Below are 16,482 nucleotides of genomic sequence, written 5' to 3'. Positions count from 1 at the left end.
TGGCAAGCGTAAATTTTAAATTTTCCCGAAAAAAAACACTGTTTGCGCAAATAACCAGCAAGCCATTATTTACCTACCACTTATCATCATATAGCCAACATATTACCCACACCCTCCTGTGGATAACTAATCATCACTGTCAAAGAAATAGGAAATCCGAGCTCTTGGATTTAAGTAATCACGAATGTTATCAGGAAGCTTATGTGGCAAAATTGCACTCAGGATTTTTATTTCCTTATCGGCGAGATCGATAATCGGCGCTTGTGTTCTAGGAACCGAAGGATCATAAATCAATACATTCGGCGATAATAGTTGCTTAGCATTGACGGATATCACCAAGCCAATAGCATGATTCGACAATTGCACTACTGTACCTGGTGGATATACCCCCATAAATTTCACTAAAATACTTAAGTTTTCCTGGTTATAAAGATGCTTGGCATTTTTATATAGATAAGAAAGTGCGATATAAGGAATTTTTTGCTCGCTGGCAATCGCTGGATGACACAGATTATCAAATGCATTCGCAACCGAAATGACTTGAGCTAATTCATCAATATCGGCTTCTTTAAGACCTTTAGGGTATCCAGAACCATCGCTTAACTCATGGTGCTGCTCAATAACAATTTTTGCGCTTTCTGGAAAAGCTTCAAAACTACTCACCATTTCTAAGCCATATTTTGTGTGTAGCTTAAGATAATTTTTCTCTGGTTCAGTGAGCGGAGTGGTTTTACGTACAATCGCACTCGGTACTCTTATTTTACCAATGTCATGAAATAGTGCTGCAAAAGCAATTTGTTTGATTTGTTGCTCTGTGAGCCCTTTAGCTTTAGCGATCATCATTGAGATCACCGAAACATTCAGTGAATGGAAATAGATATCTTCAAATTCACTTTTACTATTCATTAAGTGCAAAGTGACATTCTCATCACTCAATAACTTGTCGACGATCTCTTCAACTAAGGCACTGGCTTCATCAATAGCATCAGCCGGGCGACTACGAATTTTATTCATAATTGCTCGCATACGCGCCAAAGAACGTTCGAACTCTTTTTCACACTCTAATACTTGGCGACGATAACGATTGAGTTTTTCTATCCGCTGTTCTTTCTCCTGCCAGAGCTTATCCGCCTGTTCATCAAGATCCGTCGGTTCTGCTACTGTTTGAGACTCACTATCGAGAGGTAAAGGCGAAGTATCACTTTGTGCGGGATTTAAAAAGACATGCTGTATGCCCAAGTGCTTGATCAACTGAATTTGTTCAATGGACTGAATTTTAAAACTATTAAATAAGAAAGGATGCTCATTCCATTTAACTGGTAAGCGAATATGTAAACCTGGCTGCAATCTATCGACGGTGATTTTTATGCTTGTACTTGCCACGATCAGGACCAACAAAATAGAATTTTTTCTAGTGTAGGAGATACGCAGGGCAAGATCACCTTCAGAGGTCGCTAACTGTGCTTGCGGTTAACATATTAGCGGCATGAAATTGAAAATATCGATGTGGTTGCTTCAGAAACAACAAAGCCCCGACTTTCGTCGAGGCTTTGTTGTATAAATAATGGTACCGATGGGCGGACTTGAACCGCCACTCCCGAAGGAAACGGATTTTGAATCCGTCGTGTCTACCAATTTCACCACATCGGCATCTTGGCTATTGCCATCTGATGTTCGGCATTATACGTAAGAACGACGCTAGCGCAATAACAAAATATTGAAAAACAAATCGTTTGCTGAATATTTCACCACAACGCCTCTTGTTTTTCTAACTCTCTTTCCAGAGCGACAAACTACCGATATGCTGATGGTCATTTATCGCACTTTACACAGACGACTATGAATAAAACTTCAACCTTACTGTCAGCCGGATTTTTCCGCCGATTGACCGCTCTACTCTATGATTCATTGATTGTTGTTTCTTTGTTGATCGTCGCGGGCGGTATGATAATGGTTATTTTAGAAACCTTAGTCGCCATTGGTGTCCTAAGTTATGGCCCTTATCAAAATGTCAGCCAATTTTTAACTCGTCATCCCACTTTCAGTCCAGCCTATACCTTGTATCTGGCCTCTATTTGGATTTACTTTTTTGTTTATTGTTGGACCAAGCATGGGCAAACCTTAGGTATGAAAGCATCGAAGATCTTGGTCCGTAATCAAGACGGTAGCTTAATTACGACCACACAAGCTCTTATTCGGCTTGCAACTGCAGGGTTAGGATTAGGGAATCTAACGGTGCTGATTGATCCACAAAAACGCAGTTTTCAAGATATATGGGCTAAAACAGAAGTGGTTGTAATCAATCAATCTCGTTGAAACGCATAACCAAGCGGCGTTGAGCTGTAAAAAGAAAGGTATCTTGCTCGAAAAGAAGAAAGGGGAGATAAATTATCTCCCCTTTCTTTGTTTCATTCTACAACTTACGACGTAATAACATAACGGCAATCGTGAGAAAGACCAAGCTAGGGGCAATAGCACCAAAAGCTGGGGGGAAACCGTAAACTAAGCTTAATGGACCAAAAAACTCACTGGAAATGTAAAAAGTGAAACCCGCAATCACCCCAGAAAGAATTCTCGCTCCCATGGTTACGCTGCGCAGTGGACCAAAAATAAATGACAATGCCATCAACATCATCACACCAATCGAGAATGGTTGAGTCAATTTACGCCACAAGGCTAATTCATAACGAGAGGCGTCTTGCTCAGAGGCTTTCAAGTAATGTACATAATCGTAAAGGCCGCTTAAGGCGAGCTCTTCAGGTTTAACCGTCACAACCGCTAATTTATCGGGTGCTAAGGCCGTACGCCATTGGTAGACATCTAAATACTGTTTGGTCAGAACCACATTATCTTGTAAATCAGTTATCTGTACTTGTTTCATTAACCAATGATTATCACCTAGATAATCCACCTGTTCAGCAAATACCACATGACGAAGCTGTTTCTGCTCATCAAAACGCCACATATTCAGACCATAGAGGCGTTCATTATCAATCTTCGCAACAAAGATAAAATCATTGGCGTCTCTGGCCCATACACCTGTCCTTACGGAAAGGATATTACCACCAGAGGTTGCGAAGGCGCGCATATCACGCGCCATTTTTTGAGCTTGAGGAGCGCCCCATTCACCCAGTAACGTAACAATAATCATTAAGGGAATCGCGGTTTTGAGCACCGATAAACCGATATCTAATTTAGAAAAGCCAGAGGCTTGCATCACCACTAATTCTGAACTGGCGGCTAAGGCTCCTAAACCGATGAGCGCACCCAGTAGCGCCGCCATAGGAAAAAACATTTCCACATCACGCGGCACACTTAACAGCACAAAAAACAAGGCTTGCAAAAGATCATAGCTGCCATCACCAACTTTTCTTAACTGTTCAACATATTTAATAATGCCGGACAAGCCCACGAAGGTCACCAGTACAAGAGTTGTGGTAGCAATAATGGTTCGCCCGATATACCAATCTAAAATTTTAAACACGAATTAGGCCACCTTGCGCTTTGGTCTGAATTTGTCTTTCATCTTTCTTACCCATACGCTATCCAAGGTATTTGCAATAATCGCTGCAAATAACAAGGCGGCGTTGATGGGCCACATACCGATTTCAATCGGAATCGTTCCATCTTCTAAAGCCGATTTCATGGCGCTGATGGTTAAGAAATAGGTTAAATAAATCAAAATGGCGGGGCCCATTTTGGCGAATCGTCCCTGTCTCGGATTGACTGCCGACAGTGGCACCACCAACATTGTTAATAGTGGAATACACAATACCAATGAAATACGCCATTGCAGCTCTGCTTGCGCACGCGAGTCAGGATTCCGAATCAGAGCTAAAGTCGGCGTTTCTTGCCAATCACGTCCTTTAGCCTTGACCGAGCGTTGACCAATTAAGCCTTCGTATTGATCAAAACGCGTGATCATATAGTCTAATCGCGTCGGAACCCCTTCATAACGAACCCCATTATGCATAGTGATCATCTGCCGGCCATCACTCAATTCTTTGACTTCGCCAGAATCAGAAAACATCACGCTAGGTAAAATCGATTGACGGGGGGCAAGCTGTGCGACAAAAACATTCTGTAACTTTCTATTTTCGATGTTATCAATAAAAACCACTGATGAACCATCTGGCGAGCGCTGAAATTGACCTTTTTGTAATAAATCAACGCTACTTTCCGCCGCTAACTGTTCAATGAGTTGAGCTTCTTTATCTTGGCTCCATGGCGATAACCAAAAAGCATTAAAAGCCGCGGCACTTGAGGTAATGATCGCTAAGTAAAGCGCGGCGCGGATCAGAAACTTATTTCCGATACCCGTTGCGTTCATTACGGTGATTTCGCTTTCTGCGTACAAACGACCAAAGGTCAGCAGAATACCGATGTATAAGCTCAGCGGCAGCATGAGCAATCCCATCGCTGGCATATTTAACGCGACGATTGATAGGATCATTCGCGCAGGAATTTCACCATCCGAAGCATCAGCGAGAACACGAATGAATTTTTGGCTCAAAAACACTAAAAACAGCACGAAAAAGATCGCAAACTGGCTCTTTAATGTCTCTCTGATCAAATATCTAACAATAATCACGCTGAAATAACCTATGCAAAACTTGTTTTTTTGATTGAATCACTATAATTTCCCGTTGAACCTTTTATTTTTTTAAAATTTCGCTATCTGTTAGAACACCTAAACTATAGGTTGATCCATTAACGGATTCATCAAGTAAGAATGCATTATCTAACATTTAGTTCTATTTGTCTTTAGGATGTAGGAGTACGCATGGAGTTCAGTGTTAAAAGTGGTAGCCCAGAAAAACAACGCAGTGCATGCATTGTGGTGGGGGTTTTTGAACCACGCCGACTTTCTCCAGTAGCAGAACAGCTTGATAAAATCAGTGATGGCTACATCAGTTCACTATTGCGTCGCGGTGATCTAGAAGGAAAACCGGGCCAGATGCTGCTGTTGCATCAAGTTCCGGGAGTCTTGTCTGAACGAGTATTACTGGTAGGTTGTGGTAAAGAGCGTGAACTGGGTGAACGTCAATATAAAGAGATCATCCAAAAAACCATTAGCACTCTTAACGAAACTGGCTCAATGGAAGCGGTATGCTTCTTAACTGAGTTACACGTTAAAGGCCGCGACACCTACTGGAAAGTTCGTCAAGCCGTAGAAGCAACCAAAGATGGTTTGTATACCTTTGATCAATTTAAAAGTGTTAAGCCAGAAACTCGTCGCCCACTTCGTAAGCTGGTATTTAATGTACCAACTCGCCGAGAATTAAGCTTAGGTGAACGAGCCATCAACCATGGTTTAGCCATTGCTTCTGGTGTGAAAGCCAGTAAAGATCTTGGTAATATGCCACCGAATATCGCCAACCCAGCCTATTTGGCTTCTCAAGCCCGTCGTTTAGCGGACGATTATCCGACCATCACCACCAAAATCATTGGTGAAGAAGAGATGGAAAAACTCGGTATGACGTCTTATTTAGCGGTAGGCCGAGGTTCGAAAAATGAATCCATGATGTCGGTGATCGAATATAAAGGACACGCAGACCCAACAGCAAAACCGATTGTGCTGGTTGGTAAAGGCTTAACCTTTGATTCAGGCGGTATCTCACTCAAACCAGGCGAAGCCATGGATGAGATGAAATACGACATGTGTGGCGCAGCTTCAGTTTTTGGTGCCATGAAGGCACTGGCAAAGCTGAATCTACCCATTAATGTGGTGGGTATTTTGGCTGGTTGTGAAAATATGCCTGGCAGTAATGCCTATCGCCCAGGCGATATCCTGACTACCATGTCAGGCCAAACCGTTGAAGTATTGAATACCGATGCTGAAGGGCGATTAGTACTGTGTGATGCTCTAACTTATGTTGAGCGTTTTGAACCCGATTGCGTCATTGATGTCGCAACCTTAACGGGAGCTTGCGTCATTGCTCTTGGTCATCACATCAGTGCCGTTATGTCGAACCATAACCCTCTGGCTCATGAGTTGATCAACGCCTCTGAGCAATCAAGTGATCGTGCTTGGCGTTTACCGCTAGCAGATGAATATCATGAACAATTAAAGAGCCCGTTTGCTGATATGGCTAATATCGGCGGTCGTCCAGGTGGTGCCATCACCGCAGGATGTTTCTTATCGAAGTTTACCAAGAAATATAACTGGGCACATATTGATGTGGCTGGTACAGCTTGGAAATCGGGTGCAGCCAAAGGTTCGACTGGACGTCCAGTCTCGATGTTAGTGCAATTTCTCCTCAATCGTAGTGGCCACGATAGCGAGGAATAAACCTCAAAAAAGGGCCAAACGGCCCTTTTTTATTGCAATCAATGTGAGGTAACCAATGGCAACCGCAACCTTTTATTTAATTGCTAATGATAGCCCTCAAGCGACCATTACAGGATTTGAGCACTATATTGTTTACCTAGCGCACCATTTTGCTCGGCAAGGTGCCAAGGTGTACGTACATTGCCAAGACCAGCTTCACGCAGAACAGTTAGCGGAACGCTTTTGGCAAGTTGAGCCCACTCAGTTTATCGCTCATAACCTGATCGGTGAAGGTCCCAAATATGGCACTCTGATTGAAATTGGCTATCAAGGAGTGAAGCCAACCTACAATCGCCAATTGGTAATAAATCTGGCCGATAATCATACAACCTTTGCGAACGCCTTTAGAGAGGTGGTAGACTTCGTCCCCTGCGAAGAAAAAACCAAGCAGCTGGCACGTGAACGATATAAAATCTATCGTCAAGCAGGCTATCAGTTACAAACGATCGAGCTACAGCATCCGTAGGTCAAACCTTATAGTTAAGGCGATCTTGACCAAGATCCTTCACTTATGAAGTTTGACTAAGATTAACCATTCACAGTATCCATTTAAGAGCACTATGGAAAAGACATATAACCCAACAGCAATCGAACAAGCTCTCTATCAGACTTGGGAAGAGAACGGCTACTTTAAGCCACACGGTGACACCTCAAAGCCAGCGTACAGCATTATGATTCCGCCACCGAACGTCACTGGTAGCCTTCATATGGGTCACGCTTTCCAAGATACCATCATGGATACTTTGATCCGTTGCGAACGTATGAAAGGTAAAAATACCTTATGGCAAGTCGGAACAGACCACGCTGGTATCGCCACCCAAATGGTTGTTGAACGCAAAATTGCTGCTGAAGAAGGCAAAACGAAGCACGATTATGGTCGTGAAGCGTTTATCGACAAAATTTGGGAGTGGAAGGCTGAATCTGGCGGTACGATTACTCAACAGTTACGTCGCCTAGGGGCCTCAGTTGATTGGGACCGTGAACGCTTTACCATGGATGAAGGTTTATCAAATGCCGTGCAAGAGGTCTTTGTTCGTTTGCATGAAGATGATTTGATCTATCGTGGCAAACGTCTGGTTAACTGGGATCCAAAACTGCACACCGCGATTTCCGATCTTGAAGTTGAAAATAAAGATATCAAAGGCCACATGTGGCACTTCCGCTACCCGTTAGCCGATGGTATTACAACCGCGGACGGTAAAGATTACATCGTCGTCGCCACCACTCGTCCTGAAACCATGCTCGGTGATACTGGTGTCGCGGTTAACCCTGAAGATCCTCGTTACCAAGCATTGATCGGTAAAGAAATCCTACTCCCTATCGTTAATCGCCGCATTCCTATCGTTGCCGATGAGCACGCCGATATGGAAAAAGGCACGGGTTGTGTAAAAATCACCCCGGCTCATGACTTCAATGACTACGAAGTGGGTAAACGCCATCAATTACCGATGATCAACATTCTCACCTTTGATGCCAACATTCGTGATGCTGCCGAAGTGTTTAATAGTAATGGTGAAGCAAGTGATGTTTACAGCAGTGAGCTTCCAGAAAAATACCACGGTATGGAGCGTTTTGCCGCACGCAAGGCAATCGTTGCGGAATTTACTGAACTGGGCTTACTGGATGAAATCAAAGATCACGATCTGACGGTACCGTATGGTGATCGTGGTGGTGTCGTAATTGAACCGATGCTGACCGATCAATGGTATGTACGCACTGCTCCGTTAGCAAAAACAGCGGTCGAAGCCGTCGAAAACGGTGACATTCAGTTTGTGCCTAAGCAGTACGAAAACATGTACTTCTCTTGGATGCGCGACGTACAAGATTGGTGTATTTCTCGTCAGCTCTGGTGGGGACATCGTATTCCGGCTTGGTATGATAATGATGGCAACGTTTATGTCGGTCGTGATGAACAAGAAGTCCGTACTAAACACAACCTTGCGCCAGTCGTGGTGCTTAAGCAAGATAACGATGTGTTAGATACGTGGTTCTCCTCTGCACTTTGGACGTTTGGTACTCAAGGCTGGCCAGACAATACCGATGCACTAAAAACCTTCCATCCATCGGATGTGTTGGTGACAGGCTTTGACATTATTTTCTTCTGGGTAGCACGGATGATCATGATGACCATGCATTTCTGTAAAGATGAGCATGGCAAACCTCAAGTCCCATTTAAAACCGTTTATGTCACCGGTCTTATCCGTGATGAAAATGGCGATAAAATGTCAAAATCGAAAGGTAATGTCCTCGATCCTATCGATATGATCGATGGTATTGATCTAGAGTCATTAGTTGAGAAACGTTGTGGCAACATGATGCAGCCTCAACTTGCCGCTAAAATCGAGAAAAACACGCGTAAAACGTTTGAAAACGGTATCGAACCTTATGGAACCGACGCACTGCGCTTCACGCTAGCAGCCATGGCTTCAACCGGTCGTGATATTAACTGGGATATGAAACGCTTAGAGGGCTACCGTAACTTCTGTAATAAGTTGTGGAATGCCAGCCGTTACGTGTTGATGAATACCGAAGCGCAAGACTGTGGGTTTACTGCTGGCGAGATCGAGTACTCACTGGCCGACAAGTGGATTGAATCCCAGTTTGAGCTAGCAGCCAAAGAGTTTAACAACCATATCAATAACTTCCGATTAGATATGGCTGCAAATACCTTATACGAGTTTATCTGGAACCAATTCTGTGACTGGTATCTAGAGCTAACCAAACCCATTCTTTGGAAAGGGTCTGAAGCTCAGCAACGCGGTACGCGTCGCACCCTTATTACCGTTCTCGAAAAAACACTGCGTTTGGCTCACCCGGTGATCCCTTATATTACCGAAACCATCTGGCAAAGCATCAAGCCTCTGGTTGACGGGGTTGAGGGCGAGACCATCATGCTCCAAGCACTACCTCAATATAATCCAGAGAACTTTAATCAACAGGCACTGGATGATATTGAATGGGTAAAAGCCTTTATTACCAGCATTCGTAACCTACGTGCTGAGTATGACATTAATCCGGGCAAACCTTTATCGGTGATGTTAAAAGTTGCTAGCGAAGAAGATGCCGCACGCGTTGAAGCCAATAAACCTGTGCTGATTTCTCTCGCCAAACTTGAGTCCGTACGAGTGATTGAAAGCAATGAAGTAACGGCAGCTTGTGCTACCGCACTGGTCGGCAAATCGGAATTGATGATCCCGATGGCAGGATTGATTGATAAACAAGCTGAACTTGAGCGTCTAGCGAAAGAAATCGCCAAAACCGAAGGCGAGATCAAACGCATCGAAGGCAAACTGAGCAATCAAGGGTTTGTCGCTAAAGCCCCAGAAGCAGTGGTTGCTGTCGAGCGTGACAAACTCAATGGCTATCAAGAAACCCTGGTGAAGTTAATCGAACAAAAAGCCACTATCAGCGCTTTATAAATATCATCTTTACTTAACAAGAAAGGCAGCGATAGCGCTGCCTTTCTCTTTATACCCCGTGACTAAACCAACCTATTTTGCGACTTTCCAGCAATAAATGCCTCGATATTAGCGATTAGTATCGTCACCAGACGTTGAATGGCACTATCACTTCCCCAAGCAACATGTGGCGTGAGTAATAAATTCGGTAAGTCCATATTGGCAATCAGTGGATTCCCCATGTCAGCGGGTTCTTGAGTAAACACATCCACCCCAGCTCCAGCAATACGACGTTGCTTTAACGCATCCACCAGAGCCACTTCATCAATTAACCCTCCTCGACCAGTATTAATAACCAGCGCATTCGGTTTCATTAACGCCAACTCTGGCTGACTGATTAAATGGGTGGTCGCTGCCGTTAAAGGGCAATGCAGTGTTAATACATCAGCCGTCGTTAATACCTGCTCAAAATGAACATACCCTTCACGGCAAGACTCAGCACCTTTGTGTTCTGCAAAGACCACTTGCATCCCTAATGCTTGAGCTAGGGCAGCCGTTGCTTTGCCGAGCGAACCACCACCAATAATACCCATCACACTACCGGCAATATCACCAATCGGATGAGTAAAGAAACAAAACTGCTTATTGCGTTGCCACTCTCCAGCAGCAATATCTTGATGATACCCAAAGAGATTGCGTCTTAAGGCAAACATCATCGCAATGACATGTTCAGGTACCGATTGAGTGGCATAGCCCTGCACATTACACACCGCAATGTTTAGCTCACGACACGCCGGTAAATCAACATTATTCGTGCCCGTAGCAGAAATCGCGACCAACTTGAGTTTCGGCAGTTGAGCCAGTATCTCGCGAGTGAGTACCACTTTATTAGTGATCACGATATCAGCGTCACCGATGCGATCAAGCACCTGATCAGGAGTCGTAAAATCATACTCTCGCCACTGGTGAGCAACGCTCAGATCGGGAAGATCAATATGACGAGGGATCGTCGCTCGATCCAAAAACACAATGTTAAGTAATGACATAAACCACTCCCTATAAAATCACTTTAATCGCACAATGATTACTTAGCTGAGTCTCGTTCAATCACATTAAGGACGAGGCAGAGTTTTATAATCCGGTAGTTTTCTTTCTGGATCAAAATGATCCAAGATAACCGCCTCAGCTTCGGGATAGAAATCACACGGTACAAAAATGGTGCGCAGCCAATGACTGCGTGGATGATAAAAGCTGAGTTCTGCAGCGTGCAGGGCTAATCGATCAGAAAAGGCTAATGCCTCCGGAGAAGCATAAAACTCGTCACCGACTATCGGATGCCCAATCGCTAACATATGTACTCGTAACTGATGAGAACGCCCAGTGACAGGAAACAAACGAACAATCGTTGTCTGCTCCTCTTGCTTAACCACCTGATACAACGTTTTCGATGCTTTACCGTGCTCAAAACAGACTTTTTGTCGCGGACGATTCGGCCAATCGCAGATTAATGGTAAATCAACTTCACCTTGCTGCTGCTCAAGCTTGCCCCATACTCGCGCATAGTAGACTTTATGGGTTAATCGATACTGAAACTGCTTTTTCAGCGCCGCTTCCATGTATTTATTCTTAGCAAACAGCATTAAACCTGACGTCGACATATCTAAACGATGCACGACTTGGATTTCCGAATGCTCAGCCACCAAGCGACTCCACATACTGTCATAGTGCTCAATGTGTTTGCCGGGCACAGAGAGTAATCCTGACGGTTTATTGACCGCCAAAATATACTCATCTTCATACACCACATCTATCCACGGATCGGTGGGGGGATGGTATTCAATCATCGCCATTATTATTGTCTCATCAGGAAAAAACGCCGCATTATATACTTAAATAGGGTCAAGTTGCAGATTGATGGTAAGAGGAATGATCGGCGCTTTATGCATCGCTTGTGCTTAGTGGCCCTACCGAAAACGTAACTAAAAGTTGACAGAATATTAACCTATGATATTGATACGATATATTGACATAAGATCAATAAGTCATATGCCAAAATCACTTGGAGTGGCAGGTAAGCGGCAAGTGGGTTCATCACCACAATCATAGCCAGACTATCTGATTGAGGTGAACCAACGTAGCCAACACCGCTGCAGCTTCAAGTAGGAAGGGGATAGTGACCATGACCATAACAATAAATCAAACACAACTATCAATCATACCTCTGGCATTGAAGATTGCTGAATCATGGCCTAAAACCAAGTGACCGCAAGCGTAAGTCAAAGGTAGAAAAAGGATCGAGAATGGAAAACAGTGTCCCTTATTCAAACACCGAAAAACTCAGGTTAAAACAATTAGCTCGCTCACTTGGTCCAGGGATCATGATGGCCGCAGCGGCAGTCGGAGGCTCCCATCTTGTCGCTTCCACTCAAGCTGGCGCAATTTATGGCTGGCAATTAGCAGCATTGATTTTATTGGTGAATTTATTCAAATACCCTTTCTTTAAAGCTGGTGTTCAATACACCATGGGAACCGGAGAAAGTCTCGTTGAAGGTTACGCTAAGCTAGGAAAAACCTACCTGTGGGGATTCACTCTCTTAAGTATTTTCTCCGCGATTGTTAATACGGCTGCGTTACTGTTATTCAGTGCCAGTTTACTGGGTTACTTCATCCCATTTGAAATAGCGACCAGCGTACTTAGCGGCCTCATTTTAGTGACTTGTTTGATTATTTTGATCGCAGGGCACTACAAAGCTTTGGATATTCTCTCCAAAACCATCATGGCAGTGCTCACCCTGGCAACTCTCACTGCGGTCTTTATTGCCGCGACTGGGCCCGCCCCATTAACCGTTGTCAGCGAAACGCCCTCACCTTGGACATTCGCTGCAATCGGCTTTATCGTCGTGACAATGGGCTGGATGCCGGCACCGATTGAAATTTCGAGCTTAACCTCAATGTGGCTAAAAAGTCAGCGCCGCCAACAACATGTGACTGCACAATCGGCACTGTTTGATTTCAATGTCGGCTATATTGGTACAGCCTTACTCGCTATTGTGTTTCTTGCACTGGGCAGTTTGGTGCTACACGGTACAGGGGTTGAGCTAGCACAATCAGGCATTGGATTTTCTCATCAACTGGTCGGTTTGTACGCTTCCACCATTGGTGAATGGTCGCGCTATTTGATTGCTGTTATCGCCTTTTTCTGTATTTTTGGCAGTACGATTACGGTGATTGATGGCTATTCGCGTGTGATTGCCGAAGCACAGCGTTTACTGCAGCATAAAACTCACGCTTCGCCTCGTTTGTTTCAAACATGGCTATTTATCGTTTCAGCGCTGGCGTTAGCCATCATTGTCTTTTGGGCGTTTGCCTTGATGCCAATGCTCAACTTTGCCATGGTGATGGCGTTTATGACCACACCATTTTTTGCCCTACTCAATTACATCTTAGTCACTAAGACCCCTTTACCAGCCGAATTAGCGCTCGGTAAAAAAACGCGAGCGTTATCGATCGTAGGATTGATTTATCTATTCGGTTTCTTAGCACTGTTTATTTGGTGGAAATGGCTAGTCTAATCGTAAAATCGGGTGCTCTATTTCGCATCCGATTCAAACGGATCAAAAAAGGCTTTGTCATTTGACAAAGCCTTTTAACATTAAAGCGTACAAGATATAACGTTAGTTATGTGAAACCACAATCAAACGCACTGAATCAAGCTGATATTGCGCTTGAGAAATATACCCACTTAATGCGCTCATTTGTTGCTCTAATGCGCTGATCTCTTCATCACGGATATTCGGGTTAACCGCTTTCAGTGCCAATAAACGCGCTAACTCTGCGTGCAAATTATGCTCCATCTCCTGCTTGGCCTGCTCACGAATCGCCTCTACTTTCGCGCTAACCGCAGGATCGCTGGCCACAATCAAGCGATGAATCTCAGCCTGTACAGAAGCGACTAATTTACTGGCTAAATGACGATTCACTGGGCTTAGCTGGCGATTAAAGCTTTCAAAATCGACTTGCGCCGATAAATCATTGCCGCGGCCATCCATCAGAATACGGATTGGGGTTGCGGGTAAGAAACGGCTGATACCGCTACTCTTAGGCGCTTGAGCATCCACCAAATAGACCATCTCTAATAGAATCGTCCCCACTGGCAGCGCTTTATTTTTCAACAGGGATACCGCACAAACGCCAACCCCTTCACTCATTAGAAGATCAATCCCACCTTGAATCATCGGGTGCTCCCAACTGATAAAGTGCATATCTTCACGAGAGAGCGCTGTATTACGGTCAAAAGTAATCGTCGCCCCTTCATAAGGCAAACCGGGATAACTCGAAACCATCATATGTTCAGAGGGCGTGACCACTAAAGCATTGTCACCACGGTCATCTTGATTTAACCCAACGGTATCAAACAGACTTAATGCGAAAGAAACCAGATTGGTATCACCATCGGTTTCTGCAATCGACTGAGCGATCTGCAGTGCTTTTTCTCCACCATTCGAGTGCATTTCCAATAAACGGTCACGCCCTTGTTCCAATTGGCTTTTTAGGGTTTGATTGAGCTTAGCTGAGGCGTCGATCACGCCTTCTAATTCACTGCTGTCTGCCGTGGCTAGCATTGCGATCAAAGCTTCGGAGAATTGATCGTAGACCGCACGCCCGGTTGGGCATGTTTCCGCAAAAGCATTCAATCCTTCATTAAACCAGCGGGCCAAAATTCCTTGTGACGTCCCTTGCAAATAAGGTACATAAATATCGATGTCATTTTCTTGACCAATACGATCTAAGCGACCAATCCGCTGCTCAAGCAAATCAGGGTTAAACGGCAGATCAAACATAACCAGCTGGTGAGCAAACTGGAAGTTACGTCCTTCAGAGCCAATCTCACTACAAATCAGTACCTGAGCTCCGCCCTCTTCTTGAGCAAAATAAGCCGCCGCTTTATCGCGATCAATGATTGACATTCCTTCATGGAACACCGTCGCACGGATCCCTTCTCGCTCACGAAGAGCTTGCTCTAATTGCAACGCGGTACTTGAGCGAGATGCAATGACTAAAATCTTTTCGCTACGTTTGGCTTTAACCTTATCAATCAACCAATTGACTCGTGAATCAAACTGCCACCAGCTCGCATCATCGCCTTCAAACTCTTGGAAGATTTCTTCTGGATAGAGCATTTTCATCGCTCGCGCTTGTGGACTTAGCTTACCACCAATCATCCCCGCGACGCGCATTGAAGTACTGTACTGCGCTGGAATCTCCATCGGTAATAAATGCACGTTCCGCTTAGGAAAGCCTTTAATCGCAGCGCGTGTATTTCTAAATAGAACACGTCCTGTACCGTGGCGATCCATAAGATTGCTGATCAACTCATCACGGGCAGCGGCTTTTTCCTGTTCGTCAGCTTGACTGTCTAATACCCGCAGTAAGGGCTCGACGTCCTGCTCGGATAATAATTCTGCGATTTGATTTTTTGCGGTATCAGTCAATGCAAGACCAGATAACAGCGCGCTCACGGCATCAGCGACAGGCGCATATTGCTCTTCTTCTTTAACAAACGCGTCATAGTCATAAAAACGATCCGCATCCAACAAGCGTAAACGAGCAAAATGACTTTCGCGCCCCAGTTGCTCTGGTGTCGCGGTTAACAATAATACCGCAGGTGTGCGTTCTGCTAATCCTTCGATGACTTGATATTCACGACTCGGTTTATCTTGGCTCCATTGTAAATGGTGCGCCTCATCAACCACTAACAGATCCCATTCCGCTTCCAGCGCTTGTTCAAAACGTTGCCGGCTTTTACGTAAGAAATCTAATGAACATAAGACATATTGCTGGGTTTCAAACGGATTATCCGCTTCAGCATAGGCCTCAACGCAGCGCTCTTCATCAAATACCGAAAAATGCAAGTTAAAGCGACGCAACATTTCTACCAGCCACTGATGCTGCAATGTTTCAGGCACCACGATTAAAATCCGCTCTGCGCGTCCAGATAGCACTTGCTGATGAATGATCATCCCCGCTTCGATGGTTTTACCTAGACCCACTTCATCGGCTAACAAGACACGAGGCGCATAACGGCGACCCACTTCATGGGCAATGTATAATTGATGAGGAATTAACCCCGCACGCATACCACATAGGCCGCGCATTGGGCTTTTATGTTGCTGGTATTGATTGGTCAGCGCACGATAACGCAACACAAAGTTATCCATCCGATCAATTTGCCCAGCAAACAACTTATCTTGTGGTTTATTGAAGCGGATTTGGTTACTCAGAAAAATCTCTCGCAACGCAATGCCGGCTTGTTGAGTATCTTCACGAGTCCCTAAATAGGTGAGTACGCCCTGATCTTCCACCACTTGTTCAACATTGAGTGACCAACCTTCTTGACTATCAACCGTATCACCGACATTAAAAGCCACCCGTGTAACTGGCGCATCATGACGCGCATACACTCGGTTTTCTTCGGATGCGGCAAACATTAACGTCACCGTACGAGCGTCCATCGCGACCACTGTACCCAACCCTAAATCACTTTCTGTATCACTTATCCAGCGTTGCCCTAAAGCAAAAGTCATCAAGACTACCTCATCTATTGGGATTAAACATTATCCGTTACCGTGACTGCACCGGTGCCAAGAAAAAGTCTACTTGTCCTACCGTTATGGTGCAGAAAAAGGTCGCTAATCTTACTTGATGGCGTGATACAGGTCACGTCCATTCCACGCTTTTTTTCTTGAGTGGCTG

The 16,482-nt window shown here is 44.7% G+C and carries 11 protein-coding genes and 1 tRNA gene; 5 read left to right on the top strand and 7 right to left on the bottom strand.

Annotated features, from left to right (window positions below):
- Positions 1–126 precede the first annotated feature (126 nt).
- On the bottom strand, positions 127–1,383 hold the full coding sequence (locus tag VIB_RS03430) for a cyclic di-GMP phosphodiesterase (RefSeq protein ID WP_004394611.1): 1,257 nt from the start codon (positions 1,381–1,383) through the stop codon (positions 127–129).
- Between the two features lie 182 nt (positions 1,384–1,565).
- Positions 1,566–1,650 (bottom strand) — tRNA-Leu (locus VIB_RS03425).
- 189 nt (positions 1,651–1,839) lie between these two features.
- Between VIB_RS03425 and VIB_RS03420 the strand changes: the two genes are divergently transcribed.
- On the top strand, positions 1,840–2,316 hold the full coding sequence (locus VIB_RS03420; protein ID WP_040904020.1) for an RDD family protein: 477 nt from the start codon (positions 1,840–1,842) through the stop codon (positions 2,314–2,316).
- A 97-nt stretch (positions 2,317–2,413) separates the two neighbouring features.
- On the opposite strand, the gene lptG is transcribed toward VIB_RS03420, so the two are convergent.
- Both lptG and lptF read right to left on the bottom strand, forming a co-directional pair.
- A complete protein-coding gene (lptG, locus tag VIB_RS03415) occupies positions 2,414–3,484 on the bottom strand; it encodes an LPS export ABC transporter permease LptG (protein WP_004394610.1) in 1,071 nt (356 codons plus the stop codon).
- A gap of 3 nt (positions 3,485–3,487) precedes the next feature.
- Positions 3,488–4,591 carry an LPS export ABC transporter permease LptF gene (gene lptF, locus VIB_RS03410; RefSeq protein ID WP_004394609.1) on the bottom strand — a complete coding sequence of 368 codons (1,104 nt, stop codon included), beginning with the start codon at positions 4,589–4,591 and terminating at the stop codon, positions 3,488–3,490.
- 192 nt (positions 4,592–4,783) lie between these two features.
- On the opposite strand from lptF, the gene pepA reads away from it, so the two are divergent.
- The 3 genes from pepA (at position 4,784) to VIB_RS03395 (ending at position 9,750) form a co-directional block, all read left to right on the top strand.
- Positions 4,784–6,292 (top strand): leucyl aminopeptidase, encoded by a 1,509-nt coding sequence (gene pepA, locus VIB_RS03405; RefSeq protein WP_004394608.1) that lies wholly within the window; start codon positions 4,784–4,786, stop codon positions 6,290–6,292.
- Between the two features lie 55 nt (positions 6,293–6,347).
- A complete protein-coding gene (locus tag VIB_RS03400; RefSeq protein WP_004394607.1) occupies positions 6,348–6,797 on the top strand; it encodes a DNA polymerase III subunit chi in 450 nt (149 codons plus the stop codon).
- Positions 6,798–6,891: 94 nt separating this feature from the next.
- On the top strand, positions 6,892–9,750 hold the full coding sequence (locus VIB_RS03395; RefSeq protein WP_004394606.1) for a valine--tRNA ligase: 2,859 nt from the start codon (positions 6,892–6,894) through the stop codon (positions 9,748–9,750).
- 62 nt (positions 9,751–9,812) lie between these two features.
- On the opposite strand, the gene VIB_RS03390 is transcribed toward VIB_RS03395, so the two are convergent.
- Both VIB_RS03390 and VIB_RS03385 read right to left on the bottom strand, forming a co-directional pair.
- The gene (locus VIB_RS03390; RefSeq protein ID WP_004394605.1) at positions 9,813–10,775 is read right to left on the bottom strand and encodes a D-2-hydroxyacid dehydrogenase; all 963 of its coding nucleotides are present in this window, start codon (positions 10,773–10,775) and stop codon (positions 9,813–9,815) included.
- Positions 10,776–10,841: 66 nt separating this feature from the next.
- Positions 10,842–11,579 carry a pseudouridine synthase gene (locus VIB_RS03385; RefSeq protein ID WP_004394604.1) on the bottom strand — a complete coding sequence of 246 codons (738 nt, stop codon included), beginning with the start codon at positions 11,577–11,579 and terminating at the stop codon, positions 10,842–10,844.
- Between the two features lie 450 nt (positions 11,580–12,029).
- Between VIB_RS03385 and VIB_RS03380 the strand changes: the two genes are divergently transcribed.
- The gene (locus tag VIB_RS03380; protein ID WP_004394603.1) at positions 12,030–13,301 is read left to right on the top strand and encodes an NRAMP family divalent metal transporter; all 1,272 of its coding nucleotides are present in this window, start codon (positions 12,030–12,032) and stop codon (positions 13,299–13,301) included.
- Between the two features lie 102 nt (positions 13,302–13,403).
- Here VIB_RS03380 and rapA read toward each other — a convergent pair whose 3' ends face one another.
- Positions 13,404–16,313: an RNA polymerase-associated protein RapA gene (gene rapA / locus VIB_RS03375; RefSeq protein ID WP_040904016.1), complete on the bottom strand. Its 2,910-nt coding sequence runs from the start codon at positions 16,311–16,313 to the stop codon at positions 13,404–13,406.
- Positions 16,314–16,482: the final 169 nt, after the last annotated feature.

This window comes from Vibrio metschnikovii CIP 69.14 (assembly GCF_000176155.1).
GTDB classification, from domain to species: domain Bacteria; phylum Pseudomonadota; class Gammaproteobacteria; order Enterobacterales; family Vibrionaceae; genus Vibrio; species Vibrio metschnikovii.
The sequence above is the reverse complement of the archived record's forward strand: the minus strand, read 5'-3'. Positions and strand labels throughout refer to the sequence as shown.